Source organism: Bacteroides intestinalis (assembly GCF_003464595.1).
Taxonomy (GTDB): domain Bacteria; phylum Bacteroidota; class Bacteroidia; order Bacteroidales; family Bacteroidaceae; genus Bacteroides; species Bacteroides intestinalis_A.
Map to the genome: position 1 here is coordinate 310,199 of NZ_QRZF01000006.1, position 20,493 is coordinate 330,691.

Annotated in this window: 12 protein-coding genes; all 12 read right to left on the reverse strand. The window is 44.8% G+C overall.

Translation table 11 applies throughout. The features are described from left to right. Nucleotides 1-187: 187 nt before the first annotated feature. The 12 genes from DWW10_RS11275 to DWW10_RS11330 all read right to left on the reverse strand — a co-directional run bounded on the left by DWW10_RS11275 (nucleotide 188) and on the right by DWW10_RS11330 (nucleotide 20,447). Nucleotides 188-1,786 carry a xylulokinase gene (locus DWW10_RS11275; RefSeq protein ID WP_022392537.1) on the reverse strand — a complete coding sequence of 533 codons (1,599 nt, stop codon included), beginning with the start codon at nucleotides 1,784-1,786 and terminating at the stop codon, nucleotides 188-190. A gap of 2 nt (nucleotides 1,787-1,788) precedes the next feature. Further along, nucleotides 1,789-3,297, reverse strand: a complete 1,509-nt coding sequence (gene araA / locus DWW10_RS11280; protein WP_022392536.1) for an L-arabinose isomerase — start codon at nucleotides 3,295-3,297, stop codon at nucleotides 1,789-1,791. A gap of 42 nt (nucleotides 3,298-3,339) precedes the next feature. After that, nucleotides 3,340-4,023, reverse strand: a complete 684-nt coding sequence (locus DWW10_RS11285) for an L-ribulose-5-phosphate 4-epimerase (RefSeq protein ID WP_022392535.1) — start codon at nucleotides 4,021-4,023, stop codon at nucleotides 3,340-3,342. A 79-nt stretch (nucleotides 4,024-4,102) separates the two neighbouring features. After that, nucleotides 4,103-4,783 (reverse strand): NUDIX hydrolase, encoded by a 681-nt coding sequence (locus DWW10_RS11290; protein ID WP_007217736.1) that lies wholly within the window; start codon nucleotides 4,781-4,783, stop codon nucleotides 4,103-4,105. Between the two features lie 98 nt (nucleotides 4,784-4,881). After that, nucleotides 4,882-6,576, reverse strand: a complete 1,695-nt coding sequence (locus tag DWW10_RS11295; RefSeq protein ID WP_022392534.1) for a sodium:solute symporter — start codon at nucleotides 6,574-6,576, stop codon at nucleotides 4,882-4,884. Nucleotides 6,577-6,601: 25 nt separating this feature from the next. Then, nucleotides 6,602-7,741 (reverse strand): aldose epimerase family protein, encoded by a 1,140-nt coding sequence (locus DWW10_RS11300; RefSeq protein WP_022392533.1) that lies wholly within the window; start codon nucleotides 7,739-7,741, stop codon nucleotides 6,602-6,604. Between the two features lie 287 nt (nucleotides 7,742-8,028). Continuing rightward, nucleotides 8,029-9,942, reverse strand: coding sequence for an arabinan endo-1,5-alpha-L-arabinosidase (locus DWW10_RS11305; protein ID WP_022392532.1), 1,914 nt, complete (start codon nucleotides 9,940-9,942; stop codon nucleotides 8,029-8,031). An 83-nt stretch (nucleotides 9,943-10,025) separates the two neighbouring features. Then, on the reverse strand, nucleotides 10,026-10,469 hold the full coding sequence (locus DWW10_RS11310) for a hypothetical protein (RefSeq protein ID WP_022392531.1): 444 nt from the start codon (nucleotides 10,467-10,469) through the stop codon (nucleotides 10,026-10,028). A gap of 77 nt (nucleotides 10,470-10,546) precedes the next feature. Further along, nucleotides 10,547-12,364, reverse strand: a complete 1,818-nt coding sequence (locus DWW10_RS11315; protein ID WP_118421406.1) for a RagB/SusD family nutrient uptake outer membrane protein — start codon at nucleotides 12,362-12,364, stop codon at nucleotides 10,547-10,549. A gap of 19 nt (nucleotides 12,365-12,383) precedes the next feature. Beyond that, nucleotides 12,384-15,593 carry a SusC/RagA family TonB-linked outer membrane protein gene (locus tag DWW10_RS11320; RefSeq protein ID WP_022392529.1) on the reverse strand — a complete coding sequence of 1,070 codons (3,210 nt, stop codon included), beginning with the start codon at nucleotides 15,591-15,593 and terminating at the stop codon, nucleotides 12,384-12,386. A 21-nt stretch (nucleotides 15,594-15,614) separates the two neighbouring features. Beyond that, nucleotides 15,615-17,369: a RagB/SusD family nutrient uptake outer membrane protein gene (locus DWW10_RS11325; protein WP_118421297.1), complete on the reverse strand. Its 1,755-nt coding sequence runs from the start codon at nucleotides 17,367-17,369 to the stop codon at nucleotides 15,615-15,617. Nucleotides 17,370-17,375: 6 nt separating this feature from the next. Then, the gene (locus tag DWW10_RS11330; RefSeq protein ID WP_118487050.1) at nucleotides 17,376-20,447 is read right to left on the reverse strand and encodes a SusC/RagA family TonB-linked outer membrane protein; all 3,072 of its coding nucleotides are present in this window, start codon (nucleotides 20,445-20,447) and stop codon (nucleotides 17,376-17,378) included. Nucleotides 20,448-20,493 lie beyond the last annotated feature (46 nt).

A 20,493-nucleotide genomic window follows, 5' to 3' on the forward strand; every position in this document is an offset into this window, starting at 1 on the left:
GACAGTGTTTCACCTGAGCGAGCAACGGTACTTTGCCTGAACGGGCAACGATGCTTTGCCAGATTCAATGAATTGTCCGAGCTTGTAGAACGAATGTATAGGGAGTTGCTCCGGTACCAACAGCACCCACGTGGCAGCCGAAGCTTTTCCCTATACTATTACATTCGTTTATTCCTTGAAGTAGGAATTACTTTTTGAATTTCACTGCGGCTTCTTCGATGGGCAGTGCTGCCTTGTAGTTTTCGATGTATGCGTTAAAGCCTGCTACATCTTCAGCTGTAGGCGCTATCTCAACACCTGCATCTCCACCAAACACCTGCTCATCCAGGAAAGCATCGAGAGGTTGCTTTTTTTCGTTGTTCACAAGGAATGACCCCAGCAACGCAATACCCCAGGCACCACCTTCACCGGCAGTTTCCATTACGGAAATCGGTGAATTTAATGCTGCTGCAAGTACTCGCTGACCCACATTCTTAGTCTTGAACAAACCTCCGTGTCCTGTGATTCTGTCAACTTTCACCTTTTCTTCTTTGAAAAGAATGTCATTACCAATCTTGAGGACACCGACAGAAGCATACAAGTGCGTTCTCATGAAGTTCGCAAGGCTGAACTTGTCATTGGCCGAACGTACAAACATCGGTCTTCCATCTGCAAAACCTGTTACAGGTTCGCCTGAGATGTAATTGAATGAAATGAGACCGCCACAATCCGCATTGCCTGTCAGGGCATGGTTGTAGAGTTTTCCATATACTTCGTTCATATCTACAGGTATACCCAGCAGTTCCTGGTATTCCTTGAACAGATTGATCCATGCATTGAGGTCGGACGTACAGTTGTTGCAATGTACCATGGCTACGGGACTTCCATCGGGAGTAGTAACCATATCGATCATTTCGTAGGGCTTTGACAAATCTTTCTCCAATACAATCATGGAGAATGAAGATGTACCTGCCGATACGTTTCCTGTACGCTGCTTAACGGCATTGGTTGCAACCATACCGGTACCTGCATCTCCCTCGGGCGGGCAAACCGGTATTCCAGCTTTCAAATGACCGGATACGTCGAGCATCTTAGCACCTTCCGGTGTCAGGAAACCTGCATTCTCGCCAGCCGGCAATGCCTTGGGAAGAATATCCAGTAATTTCCAGTCATATCCCTTCGGAGCGATTAACTCGTCGAACTTGGTCACCATTTCAGCGGAGTAGTTCTTGGTAACCGGGTCTATAGGGAGCATACCTGATGCATCGCCTATGCCTAATACCTTTTTACCGGTTATCTGCCAATGGATAAAACCTGCAAGCGTTGTCAGATAATTAATATCTTTCACGTGTTCTTCGTTGTCCAGAATAGCCTGATACAAGTGAGAAATGCTCCAACGCAGAGGAATATTATAAACGAATAGCTCTGATAAAGCAGCCGCAGCCTGACCTGTATTGGTGTTTCTCCAAGTACGGAAGGGCACGAGAATCTCTTCTTTATCATTGAATGCCATATAACCATGCATCATGGCGCTGACACCGATTGCTGCCAAAGCTTCTATTTCTATGTCATAGAGCTTCTTCACGTTTGAGCGAAGGTCGGCGTAACAATCTTGCAGTCCATACCAGATGGCCTCAACGCTATATGTCCAAAGTCCGTCAACCAACTGGTTCTCCCAGGTGTGACTTCCTTGAGCGATGGGCTTGTTTTCCTGGTCAATCAAAACAGCCTTGATTCGGGTGGAACCGAATTCTATGCCAAGAATGGCCTTGCCTGCTTCGATGGTTGATTTTGCGTCTAGTTTCATAATCAACAAAGCGCTTTGTTCAACATGTAATATACTTCATTCATGCGCAGTTCTTTCTTGAACTCGCTGATAGTTGTATTTTCATCGATAACTACCATTTCGATACCTGCCATTTCTGCATAATCTTCCCAGTATTCTACAGTCAGATCATAAGAGAAGCTGGTGTGGTGAGTACCACCTGCCAGAATCCATGCAGCAGCACCTACTTCGAGGTTCGGCATCGGAATCCACAATGCGCTGGCTACAGGAAGTTTGGGCAGCGGTTTGCTCTTGATACATTCTACCTTGTTCACGATGAGGCGGAAACGGTTACCCAGGTCAACGATAGTAGCGGCTACGCCTTCACCTTGCTTGCTGGTGAATACAAGGCGTGCAGTTTCGCTATCGATACCGATGCTCAGGCGATGTACTTCCAGTTTCGGTTTTGCTTCAGCAATCAGCGGGCAAACTTCCAGCATGTGTGCCTGGAGGATAGCGCTCTTTTCACCGTCGAAGTGCAAGGTGTAGTCTTCCAGGAAAGAACAACCTTTCGGCATACCTTGGCTCATGAACCATGTGGTACGGTACAAAGCGGCAGTTTTCCAGTCACCTTCTGCACCGAAACCATAACCTTCTTCCATCAGACGTTGAGAAGCCAGTCCAGGAATCTGATCAAAGTCACCGAGGTCGTTGAAGTTGGTAGTAAATGCTTTAGCACCTGTATCTTTCAGGATACGACGGAGAGCGATTTCTGCTTTTGCAGAATTCCATACTTTGGTATAAGCTTCTGTTCCGGTTTTTTCCAGTTCAGCAGCATGATCGTATTCTTTGAAGTAAGTATCTACCATTGCCTGTACATCTTTGTCTTCCACTGCATTGTAGTACTTCATCAGGTCGTTTACCGGACAGTAGTCTACGTGGTAACCCAAAACTTGTTCAGCAGATACCTTGTCACCATCAGTAACAGCAACGTTATTCATCTGGTCACCAAAACGGATAATCAGCATATCCTGTGCATCAGCCCATCCGGCGCAAACACGCATCCATGTTGCAATCTGGCCCTGTGCTTTTTCATCTTGCCAGTGGCCTACCACTACCTTACGGTTTTTACGCATACGGGTTACGATGTGGCCGAATTCACGGTCACCGTGAGCAGACTGGTTCAAGTTCATGAAGTCCATATCCATGGTATCCCAAGGAATTTCTTTGTTGAACTGAGTATGGAAGTGCAGCAACGGCTTCTTCAGTTCCTGCAAACCGTGAATCCACATCTTGGCAGGAGAGAAAGTGTGCATCCAGGTGATAACACCGATACATTTCTCATCATTGTTAGCAGCTTTGAAAGCTTCAGTTACTTCTTTAGAAGAGTTTACCGTACCTTTATAAACCACTTTCACCGGCAATTTGCCGCTGGCGTTCAATCCAGCTACCATTTCATTACTGTGTGCGTCTACTGCGATAACTGCGTCACCTCCGTACAGGAGCTGTGCTCCGGTCACGAACCATACTTCATATTGATCAAATGCGTTCATAATGTTTTAATTCTTTAATTGTTAATTCTTTCATTTATTAAATTACTGTCCATAATAAGCGTTGGGCCCATGCTTGCGGTTGAAATGCTTTTCCACCAACAGCGGATTCATGGTCAGTTTCGGATTGACAGCATAAGCAATGCTTGCCATCTTAGCCACTTGTTCCATTACCACTGCATTGTGTACAGCATCGTTTGCATCTTTTCCCCAAGAGAAGGGGCCGTGATTCTTTACCAGTACTCCCGGCGTGTGTACGGGGTTCAGCCCTTCAAAGCGCTTCACGATTACATTTCCGGTTTCCATTTCATACGCTCCTTCCACTTCTTCCTTTGTCATATCTGCCGTGCAAGGTATGGCATCGTGGAAGTAATCTGCGTGTGTCGTTCCGATATTCGGAATGTCACATCCGGCTTGTGCCCAGGCAGTAGCATAAGTAGAGTGGGTGTGTACCACACCGCCGATTTCAGGGAAAGCCTTGTAGAGTACCACGTGGGTCGGAGTGTCTGAAGACGGTTTCAATCGTCCTTCCACTACCTTGCCATCGAGGTCCACCACTACCATGTCTTCCGCCTTCATATCGTCATAACTTACACCACTGGGTTTGATGACTACCAGTCCCGTTTCACGGTCGATAGCCGATACATTTCCCCAGGTGAAGATAACCAGTCCATGCTTCACCAGTTCAAGGTTGGCATGGAATACCTTTTCTTTCAGTTCTTCCAGCATAATTTCATTTGTTAATGTGATAAGGTGTTAATGTGATAGGGCGGTAAAGGCGATATCGCTCTATCACATTATCACTCTATCACAGTTTAAAATTCGGTGCCTTACGGTATGCCTTTTCATTAAATTTGTATAAGGCAGCTCCGCGTTTGGAACCTGTTTTATCAATCTTATCTGTTTTTTCAATGTAGTCCATTTCGGCTATCCGTTTACGGAAGTTACGCTTGTCTATCTGTTCACCGTAAATAGCTTCGTAGAGGCTTTGCAGTTGAGATAGCGTGAATAACTTCGGTAACAGGTTGAAGCCGATGGGCTCTGTGGATGCTTTTTGCTGCATCAATTCCCGTGCCTGTTTCACCATTTGCGGATGGTCGAAGATCAGAGGTGGTAATTCATTGATGTTTACCCAGTAGGCATTGTGCTGGTGCACCAGTTCGCGGTCGTACTCATTGATATTGATTAATGCATAATAAGCAACAGAGATCACCCGTTCTCCCGGATCACGTTCCACTTCGCCGAACGACCCTACCTGCTCCATATATACATTTTCCAAACCGGTGAGTTCCGCCAGTACACGTTTGGCCGCATTATCCACACTTTCACCTTGTTGCACGAATCCACCCATCAGAGACCATTCACCCATTGCCGGCTGAAAATTTCGTTTCAGCAATAACAGGCTCAGTTCTCCTTCGTTGAAACCGAAGATGATGCAGTCGATGCCAACGTAAAAGGTCGGATTTGAACTATAATAGTTATTTGTCATATATCTTTAAGTTACGGGTTACGAGCTACAAGCTACAAGTGGCTACGCTATCATGCCAAATGACACTCGTAACTTGTAGCCCGTAGCTTGTAACTATTTTACCAGAAATAGATATAGAAAGCGGCAGTGATACCCAGGATAATAACCGTATGGATAATATCCCAATGATTCCAGCTGGCGCGTGTCTCCGCCAATTGTGCCGGGGTAGAGGTACCGAATACCAATCCTTGTATCTTTTCTTCAGACGGTGCTTTCGTTGCCAGACTGACTACTATCACTACAATGATACAGAACAGGAACATCCATCCGCAGAAGAACAACCAGTTCATATCATAGAATAGATATTTGAATGTACCACCAGCTACATCTCCTGCATTACTGTAATATACTTTTGCTCCCAGACGTGTCAGACCGATTACCATACCGGCGATCAATCCCCACATACCACCTTGTGCAGAAGTACGCTTCCAGCAGATACCCAACAGGAAAGCTGCGGCGATACCCGGTGCCAATACAGACTGTACGTCTTGCAGATAAGTATAAAGTACATCACCTACGCTACGCATGATAGGTATCCACAAAATACCCAGAATTACAATCACTACAGTTGCCATCTGACCGATAACTACCAGTTTCTTTTCAGAAGTTTTCGGTTTAAAGCGTTTGTAGAAGTCAATTGTAAACAGCATGGCGGATGAGTTGAACAAAGACGCCAATGAGCTCATCAAAGCTGCAAGAATACCGCAAACCACCAGACCTTTCACACCAGCCGGCAACAACTTAGCTACCAGTGTCGGGAAAGCTGCATCGGCATTGGCGCTACCATTAGCGAGCATCGGCAAGAAACCTTCACCACCTGCACCGAGGTATTTCTGATGAAGTGCGAAAGCAATCATACCCGGAATCAAGAACAAGAATACAGGCAACAATTTCAGATAAGCTCCGAAGATAGTACCGCGGCGTGCTTCTTTCTGGTTTTTACCTGAAAGAACGCGTTGTACGATGAACTGGTCAGTACACCAGTACCAAAAACCGATGATAGCTGATCCGATTAATGCTCCCAACCAAGGGAAGTTCGGATCACTATTGCTACGGATTAATTCCGTCATGGTGTTGCCCTGATCATTAACAGTTACCGCACCACAAATTCTCATCATTTCGTCCCATCCACCCAGTTCTCTGAAACCGAGTACAAGGATAATCAGTGAACCTAACAACAAAATCGGTGTCTGTAATACAGAAGTATAAAGTACTGACTTCATACCACCGAAGATTGTATATAATGCAGTGATCAAAACCAGACCGATCGCTGCAATCCAGAAGAAATCGATTCCCCAGAGTTCTTCAATGCCGAATACCTGTTGGAATACCAGACCACCGGCATATACCGTAACCGCTACCTTAGTCAATACATAACTGATCAAGGAGATTACAGACAATATAGTACGGGATTGCGGGTTATAACGACGTTCCAGGAATTCCGGCATCGTATATACCATACTTCTTGAATAGAACGGTACGAATACCCATCCCAAAATAAGAATCATCCATCCCTGGATTTCCCAGTGTGCCATAGCCATACCACTGGATGCACCGGCACCTGCCAATCCGATCAAGTGTTCCGAACCAATGTTCGATGCAAAAATAGATGCACCAATAGCAATCCATGTAGCGTCACGTCCACCCAGGAAATAATCCGCTGAGTCATTTTGTTTCTGTTTGACAACCCAAACAATAATACCAATCAGAGCTAAAGCGAAGACTCCAATTACGATCCAATCTAATGCTTCCACAATTCTAATATTTAAAAGTTAACTATTATTTCTCTACTGAGAATTTGAAAATACATTCGCTGTTGTATGTTTGTCCCGGCTCCAATACCACGCTAGGCCATTCCGGCTTATTAGGACTGTCGGGATAGTGTTGTGTTTCCAGGCATACGGAAGCACGTTGATTATAAGTAATGCCTTTTTTGCCTGTTACAGTTCCGTCCAGGAAGTTGCCGGTATAAACTTGTATACCCGGTTCGTTGGTATATACTTCCAGAGTGATGCCGCTTTCAGGTGAAGTCAGTTTTGCAGCTAATTGAGCAATGTCTCCATTCGTATTCAGTACCCAGTTGTGGTCATAGCCATTTCCGTTTTTCAACTGAACGAAGTCGAAGTTTGTGATATCTTGTCCTATTGTTTTAGGTGTAGTAAAGTCCATCGGAGTCTCTTTCACTGTTACGATTTCTCCGGTGGTCATGAAAGTACTGTCTACCGGAGTGTAGTTGTCTGCATTTACATATAAGATATGATCTGTTGCAGCTTTTGAAGGATTACCGGATAAGTTGAAGTAAGAGTGGTTAGTCATGTTGATGACTGTTTTCTTATCTGTAGTAGCGCTATACTTTATATCTATAGCGTTGTCATCTGTTAGTTTGAAAAGAACTTTGGCAGTTACGTTGCCGGGAAAGTTAGAGTCACCGTCCGGTGAGATACGAGTCAGTTCCAGAGTCGTTTCATCAATCGGATTGGCTTCATATACTTGGTATTGCCAGCCTTTAGGACCGCCATGTAAGCAGTGTCCGAAGTTGTTTTGTGGTAATTGGATTGTGTCTCCGTCCAATACGATTCTTCCCTGGTTGATGCGGTTTGCATAACGGCCGATAGAAGCGCCGAAGTCACTCGGGATGTTTACATAGTCGGCAATGCTGTCGAAACCCAGAACAACGTCCTGCATATTCCCGTTTTTATCGGGAACCATAATAGAAACGATACGACCACCGAAGTTAGTGATGCACACTTCCATGCCCGACTTGTTCTTTAAGGTGTAAAGATCCGTTTTGGCATTGTTCACTTCTGTTTGAAAATTCACCGGATTCAGACCGGACAAAGTCAACTCCTGAGCTGGCTTGTTATTGCACGCAGATAACATCAGTGCGGCAATTCCTGCAAGTAGAAAACTGTTTTTCATGGTTCTATTTTTAATGTAAATGAGATAATTATCCGATTTTGGGTGTAAAAGTAACACTTTATTTGAGTGTATTAACTACACCTGTATATGTTATGTAACATAAAAGTAAAAAAACAGACTCAGTGATTGGGAATTTGAGGCTGTTTTTAGAGCTCAGATTCACCCCCTTCCTACCAAGTCCGTATCAACTCCATACCAACTCCCTACCAAGTCCAAGTGTATAGATACGGAGCAGATACGGACTAGATACGGCTCAAATCCTATCCGGATATGGGCGGGAACTTATCTCATTTTTTCTTTTTACCCCAATATGTTTTACTGTTGGTATATCCTGCATAGACAATTGTGTGAGTTCTCGGACTGGCTTCCCAATCTGCTTCTCTTTGCAGGCATACTTCTACTCCATTGCTGAATGTGATACGTTGGTTGTCTGTATCATAGCTCCATGTTGCGCCTTTCCAGGAACCATCGGTTACTTTATGATCGGCAGAAAGTGTCATTGTATTGGATGTTTTCTGTTTTCCGTAAGAGTAGGAGAGATCTATATGTTCCCAATTCCCAACCAGCTCATTTTCTGTAATGGGTACCAGAGGTACGGCGCCGTAACGTTCCGGCATCACTACCGGCCATCCTGTACTCGTCCATTTGATGGAGCGTACATGTCCCATCATCACGGCATTACTGCTATTGATGCCTGGTACATCTTTAGGTAAACGTCCTTGTGAGGCATAGTACCAGTTTCCGTTTCCATCATCGAAAATGGCGCAGTGAGAGATACCTACCCAGCCATTACTGTTGTTGAATTTGTAAGGATGTGTAACGATGGGGAGCATTTCTCCGCCAAATCTGGTAAGATCTGTCCCGTCAATGCCTAAGTAAGGACCCAGAATATTTTGGGAACGACATACGCGTGTATTATAAGGTACATCCAATGCATCATAAGCCATGAATAGATAGTAATATCCGGTGTTCGAATTATAGATAATTTCCGGTCCTTCAGATCCCTGCCAGCGATCTCCTATTTGGCGGGTTACGAGTAACTGTCCGTAAGAAGCTATATCGGCTTCCGTTCCCCAGGGGTTGGGCAATACATTAAGTGGTTTTCCGGTGGTTGCATCTACTTCCAATGCTGCGATACCACTATGCCATGAACCGTAAACCAAATAGTGTTTACCGTCTTTGTCGATAATATAACTTGGGTCGATTGCATTCCATTTATAGTAACAGTTTGCCCAGTCATTTGCCTGAACGTTATAATTTAATCCTTTATCCGAAGCATTGGTAATGACGTATCCTTTATCTTCCCATCCTTCATTATTGGCAGGATCAGAATTTTCCATCATGCCGATAAAGGCACGTTCCCCCCAGGTTCCTTCGCCGTTGAGCAGGCCTGGGCAGACGATGGAGTAGTACATGCGGTAAAGACCGTTTCTGACTTTCCGGACACAAGGTGCCCAATAACCAAAGTCTTTAGTATCAGGCTGAACGTCACTCAGTCCCATGCCGGCACGTATTTCATTTAATTTAGGAATAACCCAATTGGGTAGTGCTTTCATGGTGCCTCCCATGTATTCCCAGGTTACCAGGTCTTTGGAACGGCGGCAATGAAAATGTCCGCCGACTTCATGTGCATTACCATACGAAGCATCTGTCTGGTACATATAATAATACCCATCTTCGGCTAATACTACACTTGGGTCATGCACGTTGGCTAAATTCCATTGATTTCTGTTGTTCCAGCCTGCAATATTGGTGTAATCGTCAGAATAGGAAGGGGCTATATATTTGTCCAATTCGGAAGTAACACTGCGGGATTCTGTAGTGAATGTGATTTCTGATGAATAAACCGGATTTCCATTAGCTACGGTCGCAAAAGCTTTGGTATAGTACTTCGTTTCAGGCTCAAGGTCCGATAGCGTCAGGTTGAGTGACAGACCTGCACTACTCATTTCAACAGTCCGGCTGGAAATTGTCGGATTAGATTGAGTATCATAACAAATACCTTTCTTTAAAATTGCAGAGGGGGTATTTGTCGTGATAGTCGCAATTATATTTGCTTTATCATCCGTGACATTGGTTACAGAGGGAGTTGAAATAGAAACGGTTGTCTCATCTGTATCGGGTTCATTACTATCACTGCTGCATGCTCCTGATAAGAGAAAACTGCCAATCAGTAATAGGATCCATTTGGAGAACTTCATAAATAATTCTTTATTAATAATTAGTACTTTCAGCTACAAGAGGATATGTCAAAAAGCTTTTTGACACACCCTCCAGTATAGTCTTATTCAGCAGGCGTTTCCGGTTCTGGTTCCGGTGCAATTGTCCCTATCGTAACTTCCACCTCTGGCGAGTACACTACTCCGTTGGGGTAGAGAGTTGCGAAAGCACGTACATAATATACGGTATTATCAGTCAAGTCTGTTAGTGTAGCTTCCATTTTACCATTTTCAGGAAGTGTCTTTACCGTAGCACTGTAGATAGTCGGATTCTTGGAAGTATTATAGCAGAAACCATAGGCCATTACTCTGATAGTGCCTTCATCCAAATCTTGTTGGCTGACTATTACATCAGAAGTTGCTATAGCAGTAGGAGCAGCAATTTCAGTTAGTATAGGTGCACTGAGAGAGAGTTCATTACTATCATTATCATCGTCGTCACAAGCGGTAAAACCGATTAGCAGTGAGCAATTCACCACTAGTATGCTTAACCATTTATTAAGTTTCATATTTTCGGAGTTTTAATAAGTTTAGGTAACTCCCCGAATGATATTGGATCATCCGGGGTAGTTACAATGTTTTTTGATTATTCAGCAGGTGTCCCTGTCTCATTACTTGAAGAGGTACTCATTTCCCAACCGGGATTTTGTTTCAAGTTGGGCAATCTCTTGATTTCGGCATCCGGTATGGGGAAGTAATAGTTCTTCGGGCTGTTGAAAGCACGTGTTTGGTGCATTTCAGCCGGACCGTAATTGAACACTGTACTTTGTCCCGGAGTTACAGCTACACCGTAAAGGTTATAAACTTGCTGGTAGTAGGGCAGACTCTTTTCGCTGGCGGCACTTCTGCCTTCGAATAATTTCCAGCGACGTTCGTCGAAGAAACGGTGATCTTCGAAGCAAAGTTCGATGCGGCGTTCGTTGCGGATACGTTCACGAAGCTGTGACTGACTCATTCCACTGTAGGGTGGCATGCCTACACGAGCACGCACTTCATTTACATATTGATATGCATTATCTGGGCCTTCTGCTTCGTTGATGGCTTCAGCGGCATTCAGTAATACTTCTGCATAGCGGAAGATAGGACAGGCATGCGTGTAGGTAGTCGGGCTCTTGAACGACATATTATTCAGGAATTTCTTGGTGTAGTATCCGGTGAGTGTTCCACCATGCAGTTCATGATAATCTTTGCCGGAACCATAAGTAACATCTACTTCACGTTCTTCATCTTGTTTAGCATCTCCCCAAATAGAACCATGATGCAGAATGGTTTGTTCCAGGCGTGGATCACGATTGGCGTACGGATTCTGTGGGTCGTAAGACGGATCTTTATCTATAGGGAGACCATTTTTAGTCTCATAACTATCCACCAGGTTCTGTGTCGGACCAGTACGTCCGGTTGATTTCGCACTGCCACTGAATCCGCAGGGAGCTAGGAATAGTTCAATTTCACGGGTTTGCCACTCTGAACGGCTCAAAATGTATTCGTTGTTCAGGTGAGGTGTAGAAATGAAACATTCATAATAGTTCTTGTTCGGATCATTATCTGTCGTAGTATACAGTCTGTACGGATTGCTTTGAGCTTTGTTCTTTGTGATAAAATCCGTTGCAGCCGTTGCAGCTTCTCTCCACCAGGTAGCGTCATTATTGGGATTGTGCAAGGCCGATGCTCTGTATAACAATGCTCTTGCTTTCAGGGCATAGGCTGCTGCACCATTCACGCGTCCCCAGTTCAGTTCTTCCTGTGCATATCGGAATGGTAGCACATCTTTTATCTTATCACATTCGTCAGCAATCCATTTTAGCGCATCGGCACAATTGGTGCGTGCCATGTTCATTTGTTCCGGATTGGTGTATTCGAAAATGATGGGTTCGCCGTTTTCATCTTCGCCTACGATAGGAATATCGCCGAACCAACTGGCTTGATCGAAGTGAAAGATGGCACGTAGCAGTCGGGCTTCAGCCATGTAACGGTCGTACAAACGGTTGTCATCGCCATCCATTTCGGTATTCTTTACAACGCTTTCGCGAGCGTACTTCAGGAAGTTATTGGCAGCACGAATACCTTTGAAGTTCTTGGGCCAGAAATCCGCAGCAAACGGATGGTTAGTTGCCGGATAAGCGTCTGTCAATACACTGTGATAGTAATGTACACTCCAAAAAGAGAGTGCATTATCTGTCATGCAGTCACGTGATGCACCACGGAACTGCCCATCCGTATAACCTACGAATGCATCTGGAAGGTAGGTATAGATATTTGCCAGATAGCCGCGGGTATTCTCAAATTTTTGGAACACCTGTTCCGCATCCAAACTCAAGTCTACCTCTTTGTCTAAAAAGTCGCTACAAGAGGTGAAGTTTACAGCCAGCAATGTGGCTGCCATATATCTGAATACTTTTTTCATAATTTCTCTGTTTTTCATATTAGAAACCAATGTTTATACCGAATGTAAATGTTCGGGTTTTTGGATACCACCATACGTAGCTCATCGGTTTTTCCGGGTCACAACCATCGGGTACGCTACTCCATGTGCAAAGGTTATATCCGCTAAAGTAGAGGCGACACTTGGTCAGATTGGCCTTTGCAATCAACCGTTTGGGTAATGAATAACCTACTTCGACGTTACGGAGTGACAAGAAATTACCATTCACAATCCAGATGTCATTCTGATAAGTTCCTGTGGCACGGTCACTATCAATGGCATTAAAGGCACCATAAGTCGGACGTGGATAGGTGGCGTTTATGTTACGCGGGTCAAGAGGATCATCCGTATAATAACCCCATGTTTTTACTACTTCATGGGTGCCTTGATTACCCCATCCCGACCAGGCTACAGCTGGAGAAAGGAATACGTCACGGTTTAGATAAGCGGTGAATACGGCGCGTGCGTCGAAGCCTTTCCATTCAATACCGAGGTTGACGGTCGGTATCAGTTCCGGGATAATGGTGTAAGTATCCGGTATCATATCATTGGAGTCAATTTGGCGGTCACCATTCAAATCTTTGAATACGGCTGTACCCAGTAGTTGTGCACCATTGGAAGCTGAGTTGTACGGGTACTTTTCTGGATGATCGATAGCATCCTGCTGGCTGGTTGCAATCAGGTTAGGATCGCTGGCCCATTGGATGAATTTGTAGCGGTTCCAACCGCCGACACCGTTATTGAATGCATTTTCGTACAAACCGTTTACAGAAGTATAGTCATAAATACGATTGCCGGTTTTGCGTTGCCATTCCACATTAGGTTCTGTTTCGTCCATTTCGGTAATTTTATTGGTGTTGTAGGTCACCATACCTTCAATGTAGTAATTGAAGTTACCAATGTGCCCGCGATGACCGAGAGTGGCTTCAAAGCCTTTTGTTTCGGCTTTTCCATAGGAGTCTTGCGCAACAGAGATTCCTAAGAGAGAAGGTACACTGGTACGAGTGACTAAAATATTGGAACGCCATTCTTTAAATACATCGATTGCACCATAGAGCTTTTTGTTCCAGAAGTCGAAGTCCAATCCGATATTCAGCATATCCGATATTTCCCATTTGTTATTGGCATTTCCTGCCATCGTTTCCGCAAATCCGTTGACATAGGAACCGGAATAGCCAAAACCGTAACCGGTAGCAGAACCATATGTATTCTGATACGCATAGCGACCTCCACCTGTCGTGGATTGTCCGGAACGACCGTAAGAAACACGAAGTTTCAAAAGGTTGATATTCTTGTTTTTTAGCCAAGATTCCTCGGAAGCTACCCAACCTGCGGATGCACCATAAAAAGTTCCCCAACGTTGGTCTTCCCTGAAATTATCACAACCCATGCGTGAAATGTTTCCAGAGAAGATATAACGGTTGGCATAGTCGTAAGTTACCTGTCCGTTGTATGAAAGGTAACGGTTGGAAGATACATACGTATTGGGCTGGTTGCGGTAAGCACGGGCAAAAGCACGGGCTTCGATAGTGTGTTGACCAAACTTATTGCTGTAGCCCAGACCACCTATCAGGTTCAGGTTGTAATAGAATTCACGCTGATTGGGCGTAGGATCGCTCAAGGCAGAATAAGTGGTGTGTTGTTTATATGTGAATTGCGAAGGGTCAGTTACATCCATATTCATATAATCATAGTAATATGAATTCACACTGTTTCTCTGAGTAGATTCAAATGTCTCGTAAGAGTCGAAACTAATGGTTGCATTTACTTTTAGACCTTTCAATAACGGACTCAAATCACCATTGACATTTACTGTAGAGTACAGATTACGGCGACGGTTTTTTTCCTGACCGGAGGCGGCAAGGTAACGGCCAGCGTTCTGGGCTGTGGCAGATGCGTAAATCTGACCATTCGGCGTAAATACAGGTTCCATAGGGTTAGCTTCAACAACACCGAATGTAGTCAAATTGAATACACCTTCCGTCGGTTGAGTAATGTTGTCGATACGACCACCCAGGTCAAGAGATACATTGAGATGCTTAGTTATGTCAATATCGATGTTCGAGCGCAAATTCCAGCGGTTAAGTGTATGACCGGTATTGTAGTTTTTGTTATAGTTAGTCCATTTGTCATTCCACATACCTTCCTGACGGAGGTAAGAGAATGAAACATAATAGCGGGCACGTTCATTACCTCCACTGATTTGCAGGTTGGTTTTGTACATGGGGGCCGTTTCGCGATAGAGTTCGTCGGCCCAGCTGGTGTTGAAGTATCTATACTGGTCAATTCCTTCAAGCGTTTCTCCGTTGCATACGCGGCGGTAGTTTTCAATCTGTTCATCAGTGTACATAGGGTCTTGTCCATCCAGGTATTTTACCCGGTTACGTGTCAGAGCCATATTGTAAGAATTCTGATTTTCCATCTTGTTACTCAACATTTGGAAGCCTACTTCCTGAGTGAAGTCAATGTTTGTTTTTCCGGCACTACCGCGTTTAGTAGTTACCAAAATTGCGCCATTGGCACCACGCATACCGTAGATAGCAGTCGCTGCGGCATCTTTCAGGATGGTGATATTCTCGATAGGAAATGCATCGAGGAAAGACAGGTCACGCTCCATGTTGTCTACAATAACCAGTGGGGCACGGGCTCCGGTGTTCATGGTGCGGATACCACGGATATACATGGCTGTTTCCGTCCATCCCGGTTCACTGGACCATTCGTAAGTTTCCATACCAGTAACGGTAGAGGTGAATGCATTCTGGAGCACGGTGATAGGGTGCTTTTGAAGTTCTTCGCCAGTTACTACAGAGGTTGATTCGGTCACCAGTTTTTTGGCTTTGCGTCCGAATGCTATAGGAGTGGTGTGGAGGTATTCATCAAGGTCGGATTCCAATTCCACTTTGAATCCCTCGTTGAAGTCTACCGCTACTTGTGTGTTTTTGTATCCCACACTGCTGATACAGATTTCATCAGACGTTTTTACGTTCTTCAGACTGAAGTAACCGTTTTCGTCGGAAAGGACGATTCGGCTTTCTTCTGCGACGTTTATTACGGCTCCGGCAACTGGGTTGCCTTCGGTGTCCACAATGCGACCTTTCAATGTTTGTGTAGTCTGTGCCCAGACTGTACCGGTCGCAAAGAGCAGGATTCCCAGCAGCAAGGCTTTGCCTGCTCCTGTTAATTTTCTTATGATATGATTCAAATTATACATATTCAATATTTGATTTAAGGATTACCATTCCGGATTGTTTTCAATTCCTGTCTTCCAGTATTCCCCTTCAGGGATAGGATAGAGGTACATCTTCTTTTGGAATACGCGCTTCTGGGCTACTTTGCGGGTGATGGTACCATTAGCGGCTACATCAATACCGATGATATCTCGTCCCAATGCTTCTTCTGCTACATTCCAGCGGCGTACATCCCATGCGCGATGTTCTTCGAATGCCAATTCTACCGTGCGTTCTTTGCGGATGAAGTTGCGCATTTTCTCTTTGGTGTTCAGATCTGTACGGTCGGCAACATTGCCGGTGATGCCTGCACGATGGCGAATCAGGTCGAGTTGATCGTATACTTCCTGACAGGGGCCCTGCACTTCGTTCAGTGCTTCGGCATAATTCAGCAGGATTTCCGCATAACGGATGATCGTCCAGAGACGGCGTGAGTTACCACTGTGGTCTGCACTCAGAATGGTTTCCGGAATGTATTTGCGTACATAATAGCCGGTCGGGGTTGCGTTGGCATTACCTATAGGATTGTCACGCTGTCCTTTGACGACATTGATTACACCATTATTCCAGGATACACCATTATAAAGAACGGATGCTGCCAGACGCCCGTCGCGGTTGGCCCACATATTGGCATCATTGTAACCACTTGCCGTATTGATAATCGGATTGATTCCGTTGTAGACCGGGGCTCCGGTTTCGTCGTATTCCTGAAAAGGAGAATTACCGTCAATCATGTCATACATATCTATTAGGTTTTGCGACGGGCAAAGACCACCATCACCTCCTTCACCTACCGGGACGTCATAGCGAATGTTATTCCATGAGATGGTTCCATCGTTACGATAGAAAATCATTTCCTTATTGCTTTCTTCATATGGAGTTAATAACCAGGCATTGGTTAATGCTGCCTTTGAGTCTGTACCTTGCATCAACGAGTAGTTACTGCCATAGGTCTCGATGAAACTTTTTGCTGCATCGGCCGCTTGTTGCCACGTGATGCTTGATTCGCTGCTGTAGCGCGGACTTGCCATATACAGCATAATACGGCTATATAGCGCGCGGGCCATAGGCTGCCCGATACGTCCGGCACGAGTTTTATCAGAAGCATCAGCATAAGTCATCAGACCGCTTTCACATTCACTCAGTTCTTTCAGGATAAAGTCTACCACATATTCTTTTATATTGGGGCGAGTTTTATAGTCACTCAATAAATCACCATTCGGATCGAGTACTTCTGTTACGATGGGAATAGGACCGTAACGCAGGAAGAGTTCCCAATAAAACCAGGCACGGAGGAAACGAGCTTCAGAGATGTAGTTGGCTTTATACTCAAGATGCTTATCTTCTGGCAAATCCGGATTTCTAGGTACATCTTCTATACGTGTAATTATCATGTTACATTTACGGATACCGCGATAGTAATGTTCCCAAGTGGCACTTAGCTCAGCTGAACCACCGCTACCATAATAGTTACCTATATTAAATGTGGTACGTACACCACCGGTTGCATAGCTGGTTTCTGCCAAGTCTGTAGCGGCATCCAACCAAGAATGGTTGATGCGGCAGGCACCGTGACGCAGGAAGTTGTAAGTATCGTAATGGAACTGTGTCATTAAGTTCCAGTCGCCGAACACTTCTTCACCCGTCAACTCATTACTGGGTTGCTTGTCGAGGAAGCCTCCAAACATATCTTCGCAGGAAGTAAGTGTGGCAGAGGCGATGCTCAGGGCAAAAATGCCATATAATAATGTCTTTTTCATTTTCTATCAGAATTTAATGTTTACACCAAAGTTCACAGTCTTCATAATCGGATAGCGGTTGGAACCGTTGCTTTCCGGGTCACACAAATCATCCAGATGATCCCAAGTGATGAGGTTGTTACCGTTTACGTAGAGGCGACAGTCACTCATGCCTACTTTTTCTACCCATTGGGTGGGCAATGTATAGCTCAATTCGATGTTTTTCAGACGCATGAAAGCACCATTCTTCAGGAAGAAGGAGTTCTGGCGTTGGTTGTGATCACCGTAGCTGTCATAGTGCAGCAATGGATACTTAGCGCTTGCCAGGTTCTCGGATTCCGATTTAGCGGGATTCCAACGATCCAGGTGATGCTCCTTTACTTTACCGCCACTGACGAAAGCATACATCGCTTCTGCATCATAATAACGGCTTACGTGATCGACACCTTGAAACATTACACTGAAACCAATGCCTTTATAATTGCATCCTAAGGTCAGTGCATATGTGTTTTCGGGTACATCGCTATAACCGATGAATGTTTCATCCCGTTCGTCGATAAAACCATCTTTGTTCATATCACGATATTTCAAGTCACCTACCTGTACATTACCAAAGGTTGATGTCGGGAAATTAGGATCAGCCAAGTCAGCAGCTGTTACGAAGCCGTCGCATACAAGTCCATAATACTGGCCAATAGGATGACCCTCACGTTTGCGGTAGTCTGTTTTCAGTGCCGGTTCATCCATGTTCTTAATTTCATTCTTGGCATGAGAGAAGGTCAGACCAACGTTGTATTGAAAGTCCTTGCCGATACGGTTGTTATGTTTCAACTCGATTTCAAAACCACTGTTGACGGTTTCACCTAAATTGCCGGCTGCCATCGTTACACCTACCCATTCCGGACGTGTCAGATAGTTGGTAAGAATATCGTTACGTTTTTCGTGGAAAAGGTCGATATTACCATTCAACAATCCGTTCCACAATCCGAACTCTAAACCGACATTGTATTTGTGAGCACGTTCCCAGGTAACGGCATAGTTAGGATATTGTGTTTCGTAGATGCCGGATTGGCCGCTGGTACCGAACATATAATCATTACTGATCTGGCTCCATTTTTCCTCATAGAGAAAACGTTGGGCTACTCCATTCACAGTATATACATCGTTACCTACCTCACCGTAAGAGGCGCGAAGTTTCAGGTTATTCAACCAATCCTTAGTATTCTCCATGAAAGATTCATTGCTGATACGCCAGCCTAAAGAGAAAGCAGGGAAGAAACCGAAACGTTTACCTTTCATAAAGTTTTCTGAACCGTTGTAACCAAAGTTCACCTCGGCTAGATAACGATCGTCGTAACTATAAGTGGCACGACCTACTAAACCTTGATAACGTTTAGCCAGGTCAGCTCTGTAACGATAATCATTCTGATTGTAGAGCGCCATAGCTGTTACATCATGTTTACCGAATTTGCGGGCATAGTTGATTTGAGCTTCCATGTAGAGTTTATAAATCGTATAAGAATCTTTGCTACCAGCTAATTCGCCATCCGTATTGAAGCGGTTATAGGCGTCGATGTTTCCGAAATCGTCACGGTTGTTCAGCTCATAAGTGGCAAAACTAGCTCCGTACAGAGTTTTGTCGTAAGAGTCGTAGTCGAATGAAGCCATACCCTTTACGCTTAATCCTTCAGTCAGCCAATCCATCTTGTAGTCAAGGATGAAGTTAGTTTCGTTGATGGTATTGGTGGCTTTGTAATAACCGCCTTTGGCTAAGGATGCTACGATATTTTTCTGATACTGTGAGCTACCTCCATAGATCGTTTCTTGTTTTTCACCGTTTTGTACTACTGTAGATACGGGGAAGAGCCATCCGGGAGTATGATTCATTTCATAAAATATCTGGCTATAATTAGCACTTTCGGTAGTATTGGAGCCTTTACGCTCTTCGAAACGGGTACCGAAGTTGACAGAGAAAGTCAGGTCTTTCGTCAAGAACAAGTCCATATTGGCGCGGAATGCATAACGACGGAAGCTGGGACTTGAAGAGTTGCCATACTTGTCGTTGCTCAGATTCTTGATCAGACCTTTCTGGTCGTATAGTTCACCGGAAGCATAGTAACGCATACGCTTGGTACCACCACGTACGCTAACGTTATAGCGCTGTGCCGGAGAAGAACTTTTCAGAACTTCATCATACCAGTTTACGTTGGGATAGAGCATTGCATCCAAACCGCTCAGCTCACCGGCGCATGACTTGCGATACATTTCCAAGTCACTGGCAGAGAATTGTGAAGGAAGGCCGTCGTTAGCGAGGGCTTCTTCCAGCAAATTCACTGACTGGTAAGAGTTCAGGTAAGTATCTGTGCGTGTCGGACTTTGAATCTGCCAGTTGGCGGTCAGACTTACTTCAGGCTTTTGCTCTCTACCACGTTTGGTGGTAATCAACATTACACCATTTGCACCACGTACACCATAAACGGCTGTTGCCGAAGCATCTTTCAATACAGAGATTGTTTCAATGTCATCCGGAGCAATCTGTGAGAATTCACGTTCTACACCGTCTACCAAAACAAGCGGTTGGGCATCACCGGCAAATGTGGCACGACCACGGATATAGATCTGCGTGTCATCTGAACCGGGAGCACCGGAAGTCTGTGAGGTGATAACACCTGAAATTTTACCAGCTATAGCTTGGGATACATTGGCAGCAGGTGATTGGAGTAATTCTTTGGAAGATACTTGTGAGATGGCACCTACCACGCTCTCCTTTTTCTGTGCACCATAGCCTACTACCACTACTTCTTCCAGCATTTCAGAATCTTCTTTCAGAGTGACTACAATAGAATTCTTCCCATTCAGGCTGACTTCTTGTGTCTGATAACCAACGAATGAAATCTGTAATGTGGCATTAGGATTGCCAACAGTTAATTTGAAGTTACCGTCAAAGTCTGTAATAGTACCATTATTGGTAGTACCTTTTTCTAGTACACTGGCACCGATAACAGTTTCACCGGTGGCATCTTTCACTACGCCTGTCACTTGCTTGGATTGTGCAAAGAGCATTTGTCCGGTCAGCAGGAAGGCGAATGCCAGCAACATACCCGCCAAGCGCGGGGCTGCTGATATTGTGATTTTTTTGTTGTCC